This window comes from Krasilnikovia sp. MM14-A1004 (assembly GCF_047159485.1).
Lineage (GTDB): Bacteria > Actinomycetota > Actinomycetes > Mycobacteriales > Micromonosporaceae > Actinoplanes.
Window position 1 is genome coordinate 1,099,736 of sequence record NZ_AP038773.1, and the last position, 18,566, is coordinate 1,118,301.

Annotated in this window: 16 protein-coding genes and 2 tRNA genes; 10 read left to right on the forward strand and 8 right to left on the reverse strand. The window is 72.3% G+C overall.

The window, feature by feature from the left end; genetic code table 11:
- The first annotated feature begins 39 nt into the window (after positions 1-39).
- Together ilvC and serA are read left to right on the forward strand one after the other, a co-directional pair.
- Positions 40-1,053: a ketol-acid reductoisomerase gene (ilvC, locus tag ACMCNN_RS05130; protein ID WP_412745019.1), complete on the forward strand. Its 1,014-nt coding sequence runs from the start codon at positions 40-42 to the stop codon at positions 1,051-1,053.
- A gap of 204 nt (positions 1,054-1,257) precedes the next feature.
- Positions 1,258-2,859 (forward strand): phosphoglycerate dehydrogenase, encoded by a 1,602-nt coding sequence (gene serA / locus ACMCNN_RS05135; protein WP_412745020.1) that lies wholly within the window; start codon positions 1,258-1,260, stop codon positions 2,857-2,859.
- On the opposite strand, the gene ACMCNN_RS05140 is transcribed toward serA, so the two are convergent.
- Positions 2,856-3,218: a hypothetical protein gene (locus tag ACMCNN_RS05140; RefSeq protein WP_412745021.1), complete on the reverse strand. Its 363-nt coding sequence runs from the start codon at positions 3,216-3,218 to the stop codon at positions 2,856-2,858. The two genes, serA and ACMCNN_RS05140, sit on opposite strands and share 4 nt — an antisense overlap.
- A 348-nt stretch (positions 3,219-3,566) precedes the next feature.
- Between ACMCNN_RS05140 and ACMCNN_RS05145 the strand changes: the two genes are divergently transcribed.
- On the forward strand, positions 3,567-4,598 hold the full coding sequence (locus tag ACMCNN_RS05145) for a 3-isopropylmalate dehydrogenase (RefSeq protein ID WP_412747062.1): 1,032 nt from the start codon (positions 3,567-3,569) through the stop codon (positions 4,596-4,598).
- Positions 4,599-4,764: 166 nt separating this feature from the next.
- Positions 4,765-5,862, forward strand: a complete 1,098-nt coding sequence (locus tag ACMCNN_RS05150) for a branched-chain amino acid aminotransferase (protein WP_412745022.1) — start codon at positions 4,765-4,767, stop codon at positions 5,860-5,862.
- Positions 5,863-5,901: 39 nt separating this feature from the next.
- On the opposite strand, the gene ACMCNN_RS05155 is transcribed toward ACMCNN_RS05150, so the two are convergent.
- On the reverse strand, positions 5,902-6,645 hold the full coding sequence (locus tag ACMCNN_RS05155) for a tyrosine-protein phosphatase (RefSeq protein WP_412745023.1): 744 nt from the start codon (positions 6,643-6,645) through the stop codon (positions 5,902-5,904).
- Positions 6,646-6,888: 243 nt separating this feature from the next.
- Between ACMCNN_RS05155 and cimA the strand changes: the two genes are divergently transcribed.
- Entirely contained in the window at positions 6,889-8,475 is a 1,587-nt protein-coding gene (gene cimA / locus ACMCNN_RS05160) for a citramalate synthase (protein ID WP_412745024.1), read from the forward strand.
- A 63-nt stretch (positions 8,476-8,538) separates the two neighbouring features.
- Here the strand turns inward: cimA and ACMCNN_RS05165 are convergent, their stop codons facing one another.
- The 4 genes from ACMCNN_RS05165 to ACMCNN_RS05180 all read right to left on the reverse strand — a co-directional run bounded on the left by ACMCNN_RS05165 (position 8,539) and on the right by ACMCNN_RS05180 (position 14,102).
- Positions 8,539-9,546 carry an endonuclease/exonuclease/phosphatase family protein gene (locus tag ACMCNN_RS05165; RefSeq protein WP_412745025.1) on the reverse strand — a complete coding sequence of 336 codons (1,008 nt, stop codon included), beginning with the start codon at positions 9,544-9,546 and terminating at the stop codon, positions 8,539-8,541.
- 209 nt (positions 9,547-9,755) lie between these two features.
- Positions 9,756-11,234 (reverse strand): hypothetical protein, encoded by a 1,479-nt coding sequence (locus ACMCNN_RS05170; protein ID WP_412745026.1) that lies wholly within the window; start codon positions 11,232-11,234, stop codon positions 9,756-9,758.
- Positions 11,235-11,445: 211 nt separating this feature from the next.
- Positions 11,446-12,792, reverse strand: a complete 1,347-nt coding sequence (locus tag ACMCNN_RS05175) for a M16 family metallopeptidase (RefSeq protein WP_412745027.1) — start codon at positions 12,790-12,792, stop codon at positions 11,446-11,448.
- Positions 12,789-14,102: a M16 family metallopeptidase gene (locus ACMCNN_RS05180; protein WP_412745028.1), complete on the reverse strand. Its 1,314-nt coding sequence runs from the start codon at positions 14,100-14,102 to the stop codon at positions 12,789-12,791. Before ACMCNN_RS05180 ends, ACMCNN_RS05175 begins: the two co-directional genes overlap by 4 nt.
- A 162-nt stretch (positions 14,103-14,264) precedes the next feature.
- On the opposite strand from ACMCNN_RS05180, the gene arfB reads away from it, so the two are divergent.
- Together arfB and ACMCNN_RS05190 are read left to right on the forward strand one after the other, a co-directional pair.
- Complete coding sequence (gene arfB, locus ACMCNN_RS05185; RefSeq protein ID WP_412745029.1) at positions 14,265-14,690, forward strand: alternative ribosome rescue aminoacyl-tRNA hydrolase ArfB; 426 nt, start codon at positions 14,265-14,267, stop codon at positions 14,688-14,690.
- A gap of 137 nt (positions 14,691-14,827) precedes the next feature.
- A complete protein-coding gene (locus ACMCNN_RS05190; protein ID WP_412745030.1) occupies positions 14,828-15,409 on the forward strand; it encodes a hypothetical protein in 582 nt (193 codons plus the stop codon).
- On the opposite strand, the gene ACMCNN_RS05195 is transcribed toward ACMCNN_RS05190, so the two are convergent.
- Positions 15,410-16,408, reverse strand: a complete 999-nt coding sequence (locus ACMCNN_RS05195; RefSeq protein ID WP_412745031.1) for a 3-methyladenine DNA glycosylase — start codon at positions 16,406-16,408, stop codon at positions 15,410-15,412.
- Between the two features lie 121 nt (positions 16,409-16,529).
- On the opposite strand from ACMCNN_RS05195, the gene ACMCNN_RS05200 reads away from it, so the two are divergent.
- The 3 genes from ACMCNN_RS05200 to ACMCNN_RS05210 all read left to right on the forward strand — a co-directional run bounded on the left by ACMCNN_RS05200 (position 16,530) and on the right by ACMCNN_RS05210 (position 17,662).
- On the forward strand, positions 16,530-17,333 hold the full coding sequence (locus ACMCNN_RS05200) for a fumarylacetoacetate hydrolase family protein (protein ID WP_412745032.1): 804 nt from the start codon (positions 16,530-16,532) through the stop codon (positions 17,331-17,333).
- A 99-nt stretch (positions 17,334-17,432) separates the two neighbouring features.
- Positions 17,433-17,504 (forward strand) — tRNA-Gln (locus ACMCNN_RS05205).
- An 85-nt stretch (positions 17,505-17,589) separates the two neighbouring features.
- Positions 17,590-17,662, forward strand: a tRNA-Glu gene (locus tag ACMCNN_RS05210).
- Between the two features lie 195 nt (positions 17,663-17,857).
- Here ACMCNN_RS05210 and ACMCNN_RS05215 read toward each other — a convergent pair.
- A complete protein-coding gene (locus ACMCNN_RS05215; protein ID WP_130508838.1) occupies positions 17,858-18,544 on the reverse strand; it encodes an IclR family transcriptional regulator in 687 nt (228 codons plus the stop codon).
- Between the last annotated feature and the right edge of the window lie 22 nt (positions 18,545-18,566).

Here is an 18,566-nt window from a genome sequence, read left to right on the forward strand (position 1 = left end):
GTTGCGGCACGTCGACACATGTCATTTTGAGAGGAAGTCATGACCGCTGAGGTGTTCTACGACGGCGACGCCGACCTGTCCATCATCGCCGGACGCAAGGTCGCCGTCATCGGGTACGGCAGCCAGGGCCACGCGCACTCGCTGTCGCTGCGCGACTCGGGCGTCGACGTGGTGGTCGGCCTGCAGGAGGGCTCGAAGAGCCGAGCGAAGGCCGAGGAGCAGGGGCTGAAGGTGCTCACCCCCGCCGAGGCGTCCGCGTGGGCCGACGTGATCATGCTGCTGGCCCCCGACACCGCCCAGCGCAAGATCTACAGCGAGTCGATCGCGCCGAACCTGAGCGCGGGCAAGGCCCTGTTCTTCGGCCATGGCCTGAACATCCGGTTCGGGCTCATCCAGCCCCCGGCCGATGTGGACGTGGCGATGGTCGCTCCGAAGGGCCCCGGCCACCTGGTGCGCCGCCAGTACGTCGACGGCAAGGGCGTGCCCGCCCTGGTCGCAGTGGAGCAGGACGCCACGGGCGGCGCGCTCGCGCTGGCCCTGTCGTACGCGAAGGCGATCGGCGGCACCCGGGCGGGCGTTATCAAGACCACGTTCAAGGAGGAGACGGAGACGGACCTGTTCGGTGAGCAGGCGGTGCTCTGCGGCGGCACGGCCGCGCTGGTGCAGACCGGCTTCGAGGTGCTCACCGAGGCGGGCTACGCCCCGGAGATCGCGTACTTCGAGTGCCTGCACGAGCTGAAGCTGATCGTCGACCTCATGTACGAGGGCGGCATCTCCCGGATGCGCTACAGCGTCTCGGACACCGCCGAGTTCGGTGACTACGTCTCCGGCCCGCGTGTGATCAACGCGGAGACCAAGCAGGAGATGAAGCGGATCCTGGCCGACATCCAGTCCGGCGAGTTCACCCGCCGCCTCATCGCGGACGACGAGGCCGGTGCTCCGGAGCTGAAGAAGTACCGCGAGCAGGGCGCCGAGCACCCCATCGAGGTGACCGGCAAGAAGCTGCGCGCCATGATGAGCTGGGTGGACCGGCCGATCACCGAGACCGCCTGACGAGTTCGCGAAAAACGCCCGGCCGACGCGTGCGGCCGGGCGTTTCGCGTGCCGACGCGGGTGCGGCACGATCACGCGGGGCGTGGAAGGTTACGAATATGTGACCGCGGTCACTTTGGGATGACATGCTGTCCACGCCGGACACCTGCTTACGATCGCGCGAAAGGGCCGGTCGCCGACGGCCTGCGAGCCGGTTGGAGACGCATGACTCCCGTCGTACTGATCGCCGAGGAACTCGCCCCCGCCGCGCTCGACGTGCTGGCCACCGACTTCGACGTACGCCACGTCGACGGCACCGACCGGTCCGCCCTGCTGGCCGGGCTGGCCGACGCGGACGCGGTGATCGTGCGCAGCGCCACCCGGATCGACGCGGAGGCGGTCGCCGCGGCGCCGCGGCTGACCGTGGTGGCGCGGGCGGGCGTCGGACTGGACAACGTGGACGTCCCCGCCGCTACGGCCCGGGGCGTGATGGTTGTCAACGCGCCCACCTCGAACATCGTCTCCGCCGCCGAGCAGGCCATCGCGCTGCTGCTGGCGGTCGCGCGGCACACCGCGAGCGCCAGCGCGTCGCTGAAGCAGGGCGAGTGGAAGCGGGCCCGGTTCACCGGCGTCGAGGTCGCGGGCAAGACCGTCGGGGTGGTCGGGCTGGGCCGCATCGGGGTGCTGTTCGCGCAGCGGATGGCGGCGTTCGGCACCCGGCTCGTCGCGTACGACCCGTACGTGCAGCCCGCGCGGGCCGCCCAGCTCGGGGTGCGCCTGGTGGGGCTGGACGAGCTGCTGCGGGAAAGTGATTTCATCTCCATCCACCTGCCGCGTACCCCGGAGACGGTCGGCCTGATCGGCGAGAAGGAGCTGGCCACGGTCAAGCCCGGCGTACGCATCGTCAACGCGGCGCGCGGCGGCCTGATCGACGAGGCGGCCCTGGCGGCCGCCCTGGCCGAGGGCCGGGTGGCGGGGGCCGGGCTGGACGTGTTCACGACTGAGCCGATCACCTCGTCGCCGCTGTTCGCGTTCGAGAACGTGGTGGTCACCCCGCACCTGGGCGCGTCCACGGCGGAGGCGCAGGACAAGGCGGGGCTGGCCGTGGCCCGCAGCGTGAAGCTGGCGCTGCAGGGCGAGTTCGTGCCCGACGCGGTCAACGTGCAGGCGGGCGGCGTGGTGGACGAGGACGTCCGGCCGTTGCTGCCGCTGGCCGAGAAGCTGGGCAAGGTCTTCACGGCGGTGGCCGGTGGCGTGGCCGCGAACGTGACGGTCGAGGTGTGCGGCGAGATCGTGTCCCACGACGTCGCCGTGCTCAAGCTCGCGGCCACCAAGGGGCTGTTCTCCGCTGTCGTCGAGGAGCAGGTCACCTACGTCAACGCGCCCAAGCTGGCCGCCGACCGGGGGGTCGACGTCCAGCTGGTCGCCAGCGACGAGGACTGCGACCACCACAACCTGGTGACCGTACGCGGGGCCCTGCCGGACGGGCGCACCGTCAGCGTCGCGGGCACGGTGACGGTGACCGGCACCCGCGAGATCCGCCGCCTCACCGCGGTGGACGGCTTCGATCTGGAGCTGAGCCCCGAGGGCGTGCTGCTGTTCTTCCGCTACCCGGACCGCCCCGGCGTGGTCGGCGCGATCGGGTCGATCCTGGGCGCGGCCGGGGTGAACATCGCGGCCATGCAGGTGGCCCGCCGGGAGGCGGGCGGCGCGGCGCTGATGGCGTTGACTGTCGACTCCTCGGTGGACGCCGAGCTGCTCTCCGCGGCGGAGGCCGCGATCGGCTCGTCCCGCGGCAGCATCGCGGACCTGCGCGAGGACTTCTAGTGCACGCGGGCGGGTGGCGGGTACACCGTGCCGTCCTGCAGGTCCAGCAGGTCCAGGTTCAGCTCCCTGGCCAGCCGTTCGATCGTCTCCAGGACGACGTCCGGGCAGTCCTCGTCGAGCCGCATCTGGATGTGGTCGGCGGCGGCATGCAGCGGGGCGCTGGCCCACGGGGATCCGGGTGCCTTGGCGCGCGATCCGCGGTCGGGGTATTCGCGGGTCAGTGCGTCGTAGAACGCGACGACGCGGGGGTCGGCGGGGCGCTGGGGGTGCTCGCCGCGGGCGCACCGCGCGTTGGCCGCGCGCACCGCATCCGGCATGTCCGTGTTGTCCATGGCCCACACCACGAGGTCGAAACTCACCGGCGGATGATGCCACCGCCGTCCGGCGCGATTGCGGATCCTTGCGGCGACACGCGGGGGATGCGTCTTGCGTGACATAAGTCCGCATCGCTAGCGTTAGTCCTGCCGCACGGCCGGGCCGGGCTCGTCTTCGGGTGACGCGTTCGAGTGCTGTCCGCGCGGCGTACAACCCCGGCGGGTATGCACTCGTCGTGACGGCCCCCGCGATCGTTGCCGTGATCCGCGGGGGCTGTTCGCGTCCGGACCGCCTGAACGATTACTCCGCCGTATGGTGGGACCGCCGTACCGGAGACCGGGACGCGCCGTTAGGCTCGGCATGTCGGACCAGTCGAGGGAGTGGACGTGACGGTGGCGCGGATCGCGGTGGTGGCCGGTGACGGCATCGGGACCGAGGTGACCGCAGAGGCCCGCAAGGTCATCGACGCCGTCCTGCCCGGCATCGCGTACTCGGAGTACGACCTCGGCGCCCGGCTCTACCACCGCACCGGCGAGGTGCTGCCGGTCAGTGTCCAGCAGGAGCTGGCCGGACACGACGCGATCCTGCTCGGCGCCATCGGCGACCCCAGCGTCCCGCCCGGCGTGCTGGAGCGCGGCCTGCTGCTCAAGCTCCGTTTCGACTTCGACCAGTACGTGAACCTGCGCCCGTCCCGGCTCTGGCCCGGCACCACCAGCCCGCTGGCCGGGATCAAGCCCGGCGAGATCGACATGGTGGTGGTCCGCGAGGGCACCGAGGGCCTGTACGTCGGCGCCGGCGGCGTCCTGCACCGCGACACCCCCGCCGAGATCGCCACCGAGGAGAGCCTCAACACCCGCCACGGCGTCGAGCGGGTCATCCGCGACGCCTTCGCCCGCGCCGCGCGCCGCGAACGCCGCCACCTGACCCTGGTGCACAAGACCAACGTGCTGACCCACGCGGGCGGCCTGTGGGCGCGCACCTTCGCCGCCGTCGCCGCCGAGTTCCCGCAGGTCACCACCGAGTACCAGCACATCGACGCGGCCAGCATGTTCATGGTCAGCAACCCGCAGCGCTACGACGTCATCGTGACGGACAACCTGTTCGGCGACATCCTGACCGACATCGCCGCGGCCGTCACCGGCGGCATCGGCATGGCGGCCAGCGGCTCTGTCAACCCCGAGCGGCAGTACCCGTCGACGTTCGAGCCGGTGCACGGCTCCGCGCCGGACATCGCGGGCCAGGGCATCGCGGACCCGGCCGCCGCCATCCTCTCCGCCGCCCTGCTGCTGGAACACCTCGGCCGCCCGGACGAGGCCCGCCGAGTAACCGAGGCGGTCGCGGCCGAGGTCGCGTCCCGCACGCCGGGCGCGCCGCTGCGTACCGCCGAGGTCGGGGACCGGGTCGCCGCCGCCGCGGCCGCCTGAGCGGTCCCACCCAAGCCCACCTCCGCGCACCTACCGGCCGTTAACTGGACCGGTAGTCGACGCATGCCCCGCCGTGGTCGGCATGAACGACCGTTCGGGGTAAGTTCATGGGCACCACGGGTGCCCCCCAGGCTCGCTCATTCATGAAGAAAGCAGGTCACGTGCCATGAGTGGTGGTGACAACCTCGATTTCGAGATCCGTCCGCATGCCGCGCCGGTAGCTCCCGCGCAGCGCGCCGCGATGCTGGCCAACCCCGGCTTCGGGCAGATCTTCACGGACCACATGGTCACCATCCGCTACGCCGACGGCAAGGGGTGGTACGACCCCCGGGTCGAGGCGCGCGCCCCGATCCCGATGGACCCGGCCAGCGCGGTGCTGCACTACGCCCAGGAGATCTTCGAGGGGCTGAAGGCGTACACGACCCCGGACGGTGGGGTCGCCATGTTCCGGCCCGACGCCAACGCGACCCGGTTCGCCGCGTCGGCGCAGCGGATGGCCATGCCCGCGCTGCCGACCGGCATGTTCCTGGAGTCGCTGCGCCAGATCATCCGCATCGACCGCGAATGGCTGCCGCAGATCGAGGACGGCAGCCTCTACCTGCGCCCGTTCGCGTTCGCCTCCGAGGTGTTCCTCGGGGTGCGCCCTGCGCGGGAGTACCTCTACCTGGTCATCGCGTCGCCAGCGGGCGCCTACTTCAGCGGCGGGCTCAAGCCGGTCACCCTGTGGGTCTCGCCGGACTACACCCGTGCCGCGCCCGGGGGCACCGGCGCGGCCAAGTGCGGCGGCAACTACGCGGCCGGGCTGGCCGCCCAGGCCGAGGCCATCGAGCACGGCTGCGACCAGGTGGTCTACCTGGACGCGGTGGAACGGACGTACATCGACGAGCTGGGCGGCATGAACGTCTTCTTCGTCCTGGACGACGGCACGCTGGTCACCCCGCCGCTGACCGGCACGATCCTGCCCGGCATCACCCGCGAATCGGTCATCAAGCTGGCCGAGAAGGCCGGACGCCGGGTCGAGGAACGCAAGGTGAGCTTCGAGGAGTGGCGTACCGGCGCCGCCTCCGGCCGGATCCGGGAGGCGTTCGCCTGCGGCACCGCTGCGGTCATCACGCCGATCGGCACGGTCCGCTTCCCGGACGGCGAGTTCACCGTCGCCGACGGCGACACCGGCCCGGTGACCGCCGCGCTGCGGCAGGAACTCGTCGACATCCAGCGCGGCCGCGCGGCCGACCCGTTCGGCTGGGTGCACCGCGTGCTCTGAGCTTTTCCGCCGCGCGCCCGTGACCCGGGCGCGCGGCGCTCAGTTCTCCAGCAGGTGAGCGCGCAGCGTGGCGATCTCGGCGTCGCTGATGCCGATGTCGCGCGCGTACCCCTCGACCGAGCCGTGCCGTTCCCGCAGATCCGCCAGGAACAGCAGCATGGCCGCCGCGGGCGAGTCGAACATGTGCTCGTTGCCCTGCACCACCTCGGGGTTGGTCCGCAACAAATGCGCGGTCAGCGACGCCATCGCGGGCTCCGTCAGCGCGTAGTCGGCGGCGATGTCCGCGTCGGACACCCCGAGCAGCCCCAGCGCCAGCGCGCACACGGTGCCCGTACGGTCCTTGCCGGCCATGCAGTGCACCACCACCGGCGCTGCATCCGGGTCGGCCAGGATCCGCAGCGACTCGGCGAGCGCCTTCTGCCCGTCCTCTGTGAAGTTCAGGTAGCGGTCGGCCAGCCAGCGCTCGTGCACCGTGCCCTCCGGGTACGCGACCTGCTCCCAGTCGACGTGCTCCAGCACGATGTTGCGGTAGTCCAGCCCGTCGCTGTGCGGCACCCGCCCGTGCCGCGCCACCTCGAACGGCCGCCGCAGGTCGATGACCGTGCGCACCCCGAGGGCGGTGAACGCCGCCGCGTCCGCCTCGCCGAGCCGGTGCAGCGAGTCGGCGCGGAACAGCCGCCGCCAGCGCACCGTGCGGCCGTCGAGACCGGCGTAGCCGCCCACGTCACGGAAGTTGTAGTTCGACGAGAAGTCCAGGTTCCGGGTGAAGGGTTCCGCAGCCACCCTGACAACCTAGCCGGGTGCCAGGACCGGCCGCAGCGAGCGAGGGCACACCGGGACAGTCCCGAAATCTGGACTTGGGCCCCATGTACGCGCCGTTGGTGGCATGCTTCCTTGCGTGACCCACACCGTGCTCATTATTGGCACCTAGCGCGCCGGCCGATCGTTTCGCCGACGCGCAGACCTCCCGCATCCGCGGGGGGTCTTTTTGTTGTGAGCCACCCGCCCGCAGAAAGGACATCCGCCATGACCTACCAGGTGTTCGACACGACGCTGCGCGACGGCGGGCAGCGCGAGGGGATCAGCTACTCGGTCGCCGACAAGCTGGCGGTGGCCCGGCTGCTGGACGAGTTCGGGGTGGGCTTCATCGAGGGCGGGTGGCCGGGCGCGATGCCCAAGGACACGGAATTCTTCCGGCGGGCCCGCACCGAGCTGGATCTCAAGCACGCGGTGCTGGTGGCGTTCGGCGCGACCCGCAAGGCCGGGGTCGACGTCGCCGAGGACCCGCAGGTGCAGGCGCTGCTGGACGCCGAGACCCCGGTGGTGTGCGTGGTGGCCAAATCCGACATCCGGCACGTCGAGCGGGCCCTGCGTACCACCGGCGAGGAGAACCTGGCCATGGTCCGCGACACCGTCGCGCACCTGGTGGCCAACGGCCGCCGCGCGTTCGTCGACTGCGAGCACTTCTTCGACGGATTCCGCCACGACCCCGACTACACCGCCTCGGTGGTGCGCGCCGCGTTCGACGCGGGCGCCGAGCGGGTCGTCATGTGCGACACCAACGGCGGCATGCTGCCCTCGCTGGTCACCGCCGCGATCAACGACGTCGTGCAGCGGGCCGCGGTGAGCCCCGACCGTCTCGGCATCCACTGCCAGAACGACACGTCGTGCGCGGTCGCGAACACCATCGCCGCCGTCGAGGCCGGCGTCAAACACTTCCAATGCACAGCCAACGGGTACGGCGAGCGCCCCGGCAACGCCGACCTGTTCGCTGTCGTCGCGAACCTGCAACTCAAGCTCGGGCTGACGGTCCTACCGGACGGATGCCTGGAACAGGCGACGCGGGTCTCCAACGCGCTCGCCGAGATCGCCAACATCGCCCCCGACACCCACCAGGCGTACGTCGGGGCCGCCGCCTTCGCCCACAAGGCGGGGCTGCACGCGAGTGCGATCAAGGTGGATCCGCTGCTCTACAACCACGTCGACCCGTCGGTGGTGGGCAACGACATGCGGATCCTGGTGACGGAGATGGCCGGCCGGGCCAGCATCGAGCTCAAGAGCCGCGAGCTCGGGCTGGACCTGGCCGGCCACCCGGAGACGCTGACCGCCGTCACGCAGAAGGTGAAGGACCTGGAGGCGGGCGGCTGGTCGTTCGAGGCCGCGGACGCCTCCTTCGAGCTGCTGGTGCGGGGCGAACTGCCCGGCGAGGCATTGGTGCGGCCGTTCACCCTGGAGTCCTACCGGGTGCAGGTCGAGCACCGCGAGGACGGCGCGGTGGTCTCGGAGGCCACGGTCAAGGTCCGGGTACGCGGCGAGCGGGTCATCGCCACCGCCGAGGGCAACGGCCCGGTCAACGCGCTCGACGAGGCGCTGCGGGTGGCGCTGTCGAAGCACTACCCGCAGCTGCGCACGTTCGAGCTGGCCGACTACAAGGTGCGCATCCTGGAGGGCTCGCACGGCACCGGTGCGATCACCCGGGTGCTGCTGGAGACCACCGACGGCGCACGGGAGTGGACGACGGTCGGCGTACACGAGAACGTCGTCGAGGCCAGCTGGCACGCCCTCACCGACGCCCTCACCTACGGCCTGTCCCGATCAACCACGCCCGCCTGACGGCGTCCCGCTCCGGCCGGTCGGGCTTGGGGAGCCCGGGCCGGGGCGGGGCGGGGCGGGGGACTACGGGGTCGGGAGGCGCAGGTCGGCGAGGACCGCGCGGTGGTCGCTGCGGGGCAGGCCGTGGACCGAGACGTCGGCCACCCCGATCCGCTCGTCCACCAGGACGTGGTCGATCGTCACCGGCGGCAGCGGGTGGTCCGCGTACGGCCCCCACGTGCCGATCAGGCCCTGGCCGGTGGCGTCGGCCGCGTCGCGGTAGCCGTGCGAGATCACGGACCGCAGTGCCTTGTGGTCCAGCGTCGAGTTGAAGTCGCCCATCAGGATGCGGACCGGGCCGCTCGCCTCGGCGTACGGCTGCGCCTCCAGGTCGGAGCGCCACCGGTCGAGCACGTCGACGGCGTACGGCGCCATCGGGTGCGCGGACTCCACCACCACGGGGCGGGCGCCGGGCGGCTGGATCGTCCCGTACGCCTGCTGGAAGCCGCCCCTGTTGTGGCGTACGCCCGGCGCGGTGATCGGGTAGCGGGAGTACAGCGCCGAGCCGGTGGTGTCGAACGGGTCGGTGCTGACGGGCAGCGCCAGCGACGAGTACGGCAGCAGCTGATCGAGCCCCGCCGCGGTGAGCGCCGACCGGGCCGCGCCCGTGTACTCCTGCAGCGCCAGCACGGCCACGTCGTTCTCGCGGACCAGCCGGACGATCGTGGCCGGGTCGGCCTTGCCCATGAGCATGTTGCCGGTCAGCACGTGCATCGTGACGCCGGTCTGCGGGCCAGGGTCGCGATCGGCCATGGAGCGCGGCAGCACGCATGCGATCAGCAGCGCGGCGGCGACCGTGGCGACCGTGGCCGTCAGCCACCGCCGGGCGGCGAACGCCAGCAGAGCGGGCACCACCGCCCACGCCGCCACGTACGGGGTGAACGCGAACAACTGCACCAGCGCCCCGCGCTCCCACCCGCCGAACCGGACGACCGCCCACGCGGCGCCGGGCAGCAGCAGCACCCACAACAGCACGGTGCGCAGCACTCTGCGGGCCGGCCGGGTCGTGGGGGGTGAGCTGGTGAGGGTCATGGCGCGACGTTATCCGGTGTGCGCCACGTCGCCCGAATCGCAGGAGATCCGTCACACCGGCGCCCACGCCACCCGCCCCGCCCGAGGCCGGCGGCATCCAGGCGGGCCGGGCCGCACCGCGCTCGCGCTCGCCGGAGGAGCGGCACGGCCCCCGTCAACCGTGCCGCTGATCCCCCGGGGCGTGCCGGCGTGCCCGGACGGGCACACCGTCACCGGTACGGGTTGAAGCCCTGCGCCGCCATCACGAACCATGACGTGGCGCCCACGTGCTGGCGCTGGAAGTACCCGAACCGGAATCCGGTGTCGAACGCGCTGCTGGCCGCGACGATGCCGGACTGTTCCGGCAGGGCGGTCCCGGTCCAGGTGCCGCCTTCGCCGGGATTGGACAGCCGCCCGCTGTCGGGGTCGGCGGTGAGCCCGATCGTCTGCCCGCCGCCGAGTTGTTCCTGGGCGACGACGGTCTCGCGCAGCAGCCGCCGGGCCTGTACGGCGTCGCCGGGCCGTCCCCGCTTGAGCAGTGCCAGCGCGGCGTGCCCGTTGCCTTCCAGCCACACCGCGCGGGGGTCGTTGGGCAGGTCGCTGTTGGGCACCGTCCCGGTCGCGGTCTTGGCGGCCGTGCTGAAGGTCAGCCCGGAGACCTTGAGCCCCGGGGGCAGCTGGGAGCCCACGCCGCCGTCGGTGTTCCACAGGTGCTCCACCGCCCAGTCGACGGCCTCGTCGTAGCAGCGCTCGCCGAGCCCGAGCAGCGCCCAGGTCTGGGTGTCCTCGGCGATGTTGCCGGTGTTGATCTGGTTCGGGTCCTCACCCGGGTTGCCGCCGAGGGTGCCGGTCCAGAAGTGCCCCGCGGCCGGGTTCCACATGGCCCGGACGAAGTCCGCCGCCACCGCCGCGTGAGCGCCCCACCGCCGGTCCCGGGTGAGCTTGCCGAGCAGCGCGAACAGGGCGTACGCGTCGATGTTGTGCTCGGTCGCGGTCCAGCGCTGGGCGGTGACGCCATCGGACTGCAAGCCGCCGTGGTAGCCGCCGTACCGGTAGGGCGAGGTCTGCTCGGCGATCCACCGGCCCAGCGCGACCGCGCCGTCGAGGTACTTGGTGATCCGGGTGTCGACGTACAGCTGGGCCAGGGCGAGGGCGGTCCACGCCTGGTCGCCGGTGGAGGAGCCGCCGAAGCCGAACGGGTACAGCACCGCGGCCTTGCCGTCGGCCCGCTTGAGGCCCGGGAAGTACGGGCCGCCGCCGTAGAAGAGCATCGGGCCCGCGGCGTACGCCTGGCGTACCCGGCCGTCGCTGAACGTCTCGTCGTTGGCCTGGACCCAGAGCAGGGCGTCGCCGACGAGCCGGGCGCGGCGCACGTTGGCGACCGTCGGGTTGGCCAGGTACGCGAGCACCGCCAGCGCGTTGTCGTACACGAAGGCGCTGGTCATCAGCCCGCTCTCGTTGTTGTACGACTGCAGCAGCCGCGGTTCGCCGCCCTTGACGTAGGCGTCCTGCACGACGTCGAGGTACCGGTACGCCCGGCTGACCGGCCCGGACAGGGAACGGTCGACCAGGTTGCGGGAGGCGTACGTGCCGGCGACCGCGGCGTCCGGGGAGAACAGCGGCGCGGCCATCGTGGCGGCGGCCGCGGCGGCGGGCAGGGCCAGCAGGCGGCGGCGGGAGAGGGGCGCGGCGGGGGTGGGCCGGGGCATGGGCGCTCCTGAGGGGTGTGAGAGCGCTCTCACGAGCGCAGGACGTATTGAAACGCGCCTTTCACGTTCTGGCAACCTGCGACAACGTTGTCATCCCGTACCGATCCCGAACCGCCCGGTCCGTCCCCATCCAGCAGGCTCTGCGGACGCCCGAGCCGACGCGGACCGCCGGGCCCCGGAGAAGATCCCGGGGGCCCGGCGGCCGTCCGGATCAGACGTCCGCGTCGACGATCTCGCCGATCTGGGCCGCCGCAAGCTCGTCGCGGATCGCCGCCGCGTCCCCCTCGACCACCAGGGTCATGCCCTCGGGATGCAGGTGCGCCAGCGCCGCCGCCGACACCTGCTCGACCGTCGCCTCCAGCAGCTGGCTGCGCAGCGTCGCGTGATAGTCGTCCGGCAGGCCGTGGATCACGAGCGTGGCCAGCGCCGCCGCGATCGCCCCCGGCGTCTGCATCTCCACCGTGAGCTGCCCGGCCCGCCACGTCCGGGCCACCGCCAGCTCGTCCTCTGTCACGCCGCCCTGGCGCATCAGGGAGATCTCGCCGACGGTGTCCGCCAGCGCCGGCACGGTCACCGCGGTCTGCACCGCGGCGCTCACCCCGAACCGGCCGAACCGCCGGGTCAGCGCGAAGTCGCCGCGGATCCCGTACGTGTAGCCCTTGACCTCGCGGATCAGGTGGTTGAGCCGCGAGGTGAATGCACCGCCCAGCACGGTCGCCGCCAGCGTCATCGCGACGTAGTCGGGATGCGCCCGGTGCGGCGCGCGGTGCCCCAGCCGCAGCGTCGACTGCACGCTGCCGGGGCGATCCACCAGCACCACCCGGCGGCTGGCGCGCACCGGCACGCCCAGCACACCGCCCTCGTCGGCCGGGCCGCCCGCGGTGTCCGCGAACGCGGCAGCGGCCAGCGCCTCCAGGTTGAGCACGCCCAGGTCACCGGCGACCAGCAGCACGCCGGGGCGGCGCAGCCACTGCGCGTGGAAGCCGGTCACGTCGTCGACCGTCACGGCCGCCACCGACGCCGGATCGCCGTGCGGCGGGCGGCCGTAGCGCTCCGACGCGCCGAACAGGTCCGCGCGCAGCGCGGCGTCCGCCCGCGGGCCCGGCTGGGCCCACTCCATCCGCAGCGCGCTGACCTCGTCGTCACGCACCCTGGTCACATCGGCCGGGTCCAACCTCGGGGTACGGGCGGCCTCGGCCATCAGCTCCACCGCCGGCAGCAGCACACCGGCCGGCACCGACACGCTCACCTGGAACGTGTCCCAGTCGACCGATGTGGACAGCTCCGCGCCGAGCCCCTCCAGCGCCAGCGCGTACGCCGCGGAGTCCCGCGCCGTGGTGCCCTCCTCCAGGCACTTGGCCAGCACCGTGGCCGTGCCCTCCCGCCCGGCGGCCTCCCGTGCGGCACCCGCGGGAAGCAGCAGCGCCGCCGTGGCCAGCGACTGGCCGGGCAGGTGCGCCGCGACGACCAGGCCGCCGCCGATCTCGCGGCGGGTGATCGCCGGGAACGTGTACGGGCGGACGCGCCCCGGCCCGGGCCGATCGGCGACGAGGGTCATGAATTCTCCTTCGGCAGGTAGGTCAGGGTGACGCGGGACTCCGGGCGCAGCACCTGCGCGGCCACGTCGGTGATGTCCCCGGTGGTGACCGCCTGCCAGGCGGGCAGCCGGTACGCGGCCGCGCCCGGGTCGCCGAACTGCGTGGCGTACCGGCCGAGCGTGTCGGCGCGTCCGCCCACGGTGGACAGCTGGCGCCACCACGCGGTCGTCAGCAGCGCCTTGGCCCGGTCCAGTTCCGCCTCCGTGACCGGCTCGGTGACCAGGCCGTCGACCACCTCCGTCAGGCCGTCCTCCAGGGTCTGCGGGCTCACCCCGTCCTTGGCCGTGGCGGTGACGATCAGCGGGGCGGGCGCGTGCGCCAGATCCACCCCGTACGCGCCGACGTAGTCGGGCTGGGCGATCCGGGCACCGTCCGCCAGGCGCTGGTACAACCGGCTGCCGCGGCCACTGCCGAGGACGGCCGCCAGCACGGTCAGCGTGTCGTACCCCGCCGTACCGAAGGGATGGGTGCGGTGGGCGAGGTAGATCCGTGGGGCCGGGACCGCGCCGGAGACCGTGTCCCGTGCCGGTTCGGTGGCGGGGCCGCTCAGGTGCCCGCTCGGCGCCGGCGGGATGTCCGGCACCGGCGACAGGGCCCCGAAGTACTGGTCGGCGAGCGCGAAGACCTCGTCGGGCGCGGCGTCGCCGACGACGGTGAGCACCGCGTTGTTCGGGGCGTAGTAGCGCTGGTGGAACGCCTGGAACACCTCCAGCGCGGCCGCGTTCAGGTCCTCCATCGACCCGATCGTCGCGTGGTGGTACGGGTGCCCGACCGGGTACAGCAGCGGCAGCAGGCGCAGCCACGCGTCACCGTACGGCACGTTCTCGTAGCGTTGGCGCCGCTCGTTCTTGACCACCTCGCGCTGGTTGTCCAGTGTCTCCTGGGTCAGCGCGGGCACCAGGCCACCCATGCGGTCGGCTTCCAGCCACAGCGCCAGTTCCAGGTGTTCCGCCGGCAGGGTCTCGAAGTAGTTGGTGCGGTCCGGGTTCGTGGTGGCGTTCAGCGAACCGCCCGAGCCCTGCACGAGGCGCATGTGCTCGGTCTTCGCCACATGCTGCGAGCCCTCGAACATCAGGTGCTCGAAGAGGTGCGCGAAGCCGGTCTGTCCGGGTGGCTCGTGCCGGGAGCCGACGTCGTACCAGAGGTTGACGCAGACGACCGGGGCGCTGCGGTCCTCGCTGACGACGACGCGCAGCCCGTTGGCCAGGCGCGTGGTTTCGATGGGCCACGGGTAGCCGGTCGCCGTGACCGGTGTGGGCTGTGCAGACACGCAACCTCCTTGTGCGCGGGGAACCCCGCCGGCGTCCAGTATCTCCATCGCCGGGCGGTCACGTCGCCCCTAGCCCGATTCGACCGCTTCACGGGATCCCGCGGGTCACGATGATCCACAATCGCGTGGCGGCCCGGCGCCCACGGATGGAATGCTGTTCGCGTGCCGGACGACGTACGGGTGAACGACCGACTGACGATCCCGGCCGCCGAGTTGTCCTGGCGTTTCTCGCGATCCAGCGGCCCGGGCGGCCAGGGCGTCAACACCACCGACTCCCGGGTGGAGCTGTCGTGGGACCTGGCCGGTTCCGAGGTGCTCCCGCCCGCCCTGCGGGAACGCGCCGCCGGGCGGCTGGGCGGCCGGCTCGTCAACGGCGTGCTCACGGTGACCGCGTCCGAGCACCGTTCCCAGCTGCGCAACCGGGAGGCCGCCGCGGCCCGGCTCGCCGGGCTGGTGGCCGGGGCGATCGCGCCGCCGCCGCGGGTGCGCCGGGCCACCAAGCCGTCGCGGGGCGCGGTGGAGCGCCGGATCGCCGACAAGAAGCGCCGGAGCCAGGTCAAGCGGGGCCGGCGCGGCGACGTCGACTGACCGCGCAGCCCTCCGGCCGCGCCGCCTCCTGGCTTCGTGCCACCCCGCGTGGCCTGGTCATCTCTCGTTGCGGCGGACCCTCATCATGGTGCTGTCGCACGCCAAGCCGCGACATCCGACCAGTCATGGAGGCCACCGTGCTCCGGCGCATCGTTCTCATCCCCGTGCTGCTCGCCCCGCTTGCCGCGTGTGGACACTCCAGCGGCGGCGCCAGCGGGCCGACCGCCTCGGCGCCGGTCGTCACGTCCGCACCGGCCGCGACCGCCGGGACCGGCTCCTCCGGTGGGGCGTCGACGCCGGCGTCCCCCAGCGGATCGGCCGACCCGTCGCGGGCGGCCGGTGCCTCGACGGCGGCGCTGACCGGCACCCAGCACGCCTTCCTCAAGTCCGCGGATCCCGCGAAGCACACCATCACGTTCGACCTGGTCGATTGGTTCGAGGGCAAGAAGGCGGCCGCCGCCTGCAAGGAGGACGGCGTGACGGAGACGGCCAACGACTGGTGCGTCGGCTACTACTACCGGAACAAGAACACCAAGCTGCGCACGCTCCCGGTCAAGCCGGGCGCGAAGCTTCGCGTCGTGGACATGACCGGCGGGATGAAGCTCGTCGACGCCGACCTCGCGACGTTCCGCAAGGCCCTGGACGAGACGCACCACCTGTTCGTCTTCGACGTGTCCGGCGGGCAGATCACCAAGGCCGACGAGGTCTACACCCCCTGATCAGAGGTTGTGCGGGGCGACGGCCGCGCGGTTCTCCGCGGCCGGGCCGGGGCCGAGCAGTTCCTCGCAGACGCGGATCAGCCGGGCGCGCAGGGCGGCCGCCCGGCGGGCGAACTCTCGCTGCCGGGCCACGTATTCGGCCTTGCCCTCGGGGGTCTCGATCTTGACCGGCGGCTGACCGTACGAGCTGAGGTCGTAGGGCGAGGCCTGCATGTCGAGCAGGCGGATGTCGGCGGCCAGCGCGAAGCAGTCCAGCGCGAGTGCGCCCGGCACGGCCGCACCCAGCTTCCCTGCCCATTTGTGTACGTCCATCGCCGCGTGCAGGCATCCGGGCTGGTCGAGGTCGACCTGGGTGGCCCGGGTCGGCTGCAGCCGGTTGAGCCCCACCGCCTCGGGGGTGAAGAACCGGAACGCGTCGAAATGCGTACAGCGGATCGGGTGCTGTTCGACCACCGCGTCCGTGCCGGCCTGGCCCAGCCGCAGTGGCAGCGGGTGCCGGTGCTCGGGCTGGCGGTAGACCATCGCCCACTCGTGCAGGCCGAAGCAGCCGGTGAAGACAGGGCGGCTGGCGGTCGCCGTGAGCAGTCCGTGGATGTAGCGCACGCTCTCCCCGCGCGCCTGCAGGTACGCCCCCACGTCCAGGGTGACCACACCGTCGGGATAGGTCCGGTACCACCTCCAGGAGGCGTGCTCGGCGAGCCCGTCCGGCGCGGGCGACAGCCCGGCACCGACACCGGGATGCCAGCGGCGCAGCGTCGCGGGGCGGGTGCCGTAGTAGTCGTACAGGAAGTCCTCGATGGCGTGCTTCTCACCGCTCGCCTTGCGGGCGCGGTGGCCCGCGGTCATCGTGTCGGCGCGCTCGGCGTGGGCGCGGGCCAGCGGGATCCAGGTGACCGAGGGCAAGGTGGTGGTCAATGCGCGCTCCGTCGGCGCCGCGTCACGCGGCGCGATGTCCTGCAGGGTCCCCTCGTGGAGGGTCCCGCCCTCCTGCGTCCCCATCGCACCAGCGTATCCAGCCTGTCGAGACCGCACGATCACCGTCCGGTGCGAACCCGGACACGCACCGGCCGCGGCGTAGATTCACTGCTGGCGTACCCGCTGATCAGATTGGGGTTCCTCCGTGCGCTTCGCTCGTTTTGTTCATGCCGGTGGGGTGTCGTTCGGCGTCGTGGAGGGCGAGGCCGGTGCCGGTCCCGCGGGCCTGACCGTCGCCGAGATCGACAGCCTTCCGTTCGAGGCGGTGCGCTTCACGGGACAGCGGTGGGCGCTGTCGGACGTCCGCCTGCTGGCGCCGATCTTCTCCAGCAAGGTCATCGGGATCGGGCGCAACTACGCCGAGCACGCCGCCGAGTCCGGCGCCGAGGTGCCCAAGGAGCCGCTGATCTTCATCAAGCCCTCCACCTCGGTGATCGGCCCGAACGACGCGATCCGGCTGCCCCCGCAGTCGCAGCGGGTAGAGCACGAGGCCGAGCTGGCCGTGGTGATCGGTGCCGCCGGTGCCCGCCGGGTGGACCGGGCCGGCGCCGAGAAGGCGATCTTCGGCTACACCTGCGGCAACGACGTCACCGCACGCGACCTGCAGCGCACCGACCCGCAGTGGACCCGGGCGAAGGGCTTCGACTCGTTCTGCCCGCTGGGCCCGTGGATCGTCACCGACCTGGACGTGAGCGACCTGGAGATCCGCTGCGAGGTGGGGCGCAACCCCGAGGAGATGGAGGTACGCCAGCTCGGCCGCACCAGGGACATGGTCTTCGACGTGCCCACGCTGGTGTCGTACGTGTCGCACGTCATGACGCTGCTGCCGGGCGACGTGATCCTGACCGGCACCCCGGCCGGGGTGAGCGAGATCGTCTCCGGCGACACCGTCGCGGTGCGGGTGCAGGGCATCGGTGAGCTGTCCAACCCGGTGGTCGCGCTGACCTGAACCGCCTCCGGCCTGCGGTGATTCGCGGGACGGGAACCGGATTTGGCGGGCATCATGGCCTCAGGTAGAGTTCTGACCCGGTGCGGCAAGCCGTACCAATGGGGTATGGGGTAATTGGCAGCCCGACTGATTCTGGTTCAGTTAGTCTAGGTTCGAGTCCTGGTACCCCAGCGCGACCGTCTCTCGCGAGGCCGGTGGTGCTGGACTTCTGATAGAGTTCGGCCCGCCGTTCCGAGCAGGAGCGGAAGCAAGTCCTGGCCCCGTCGTCTAGCGGCCTAGGACGCCGCCCTCTCAAGGCGGTAGCGAGGGTTCGAATCCCTTCGGGGCTACACAGCGCGTCGGCCCGCGTCACCCATGGTGGCGCGGGCCGCGTTCTTTTCTGCGGGCAGGACCGGCTTTCGCCGGCGGCCCCGACTTCGCGGCGCAGACTGACAGGGTGACCGGGACCACGCCGACCCGCCGCGTCGCCGCCCGCCCACCCACCGCGACGGCGAGCGGGACGCGACGACGCTACGACGGGTCGCTCAGAGGCCGGACAGGCGCTGCCCGGCGCGGACCACCGCCATCGCGTGCCGTTCGCCGGGGCGGCGGCCGAGGCGCTCGATCGGGCCGCTGATCGAGATGCCCGCGATGACCCGGCCGGTGCGATCCCGGATCGGGGCCGAGACGCTCGCGACGCCGGGCTCGCGTTCGGCGACGCTCTGGGCCCAGCCGCGGCGGCGTACCTCGGCGAGGGTGCGGCCGGTGAACTTGCACCGCGGCAGCAGCGGCATGACCGCCTCGGGCGGCTCCCAGGCCAGCAGGATCTGGGCGGCCGACCCGGCGGTCATCGGCAGCACGGAGCCGACCGGCACGGTGTCCCGCAGGCCGCTGGCGCGTTCGGCGGCGGCGACGCAGATGCGTTCGTCGGCGCGGCGCAGGTACAGCTGGGCGCTCTCGCCGGTGGCATCCCGCAGCGCGGCCAGCAGCGGTTCGGCCGCGGTCAGCAGCACATCGGGCGCGGCGTTGGCCAGCTCCCCGAGCCGGGGGCCGGGCCGCCACCGGCCCTGGGTGTCCCGGACCAGCATCCGGTGGATCTCCAACGCCTGTGCCAACCGGTGTGCGGTGGCCCTCGGCAGCTTGGTCCGGTCGACGAGTTCGGCCAGGCTGGCGCCGTCCACGCAGGCGGCCAGGATGACCACCGCCTTGTCGAGAACGCCGACACCGCTCATACTGTGTCCCACAAGCCGAAAC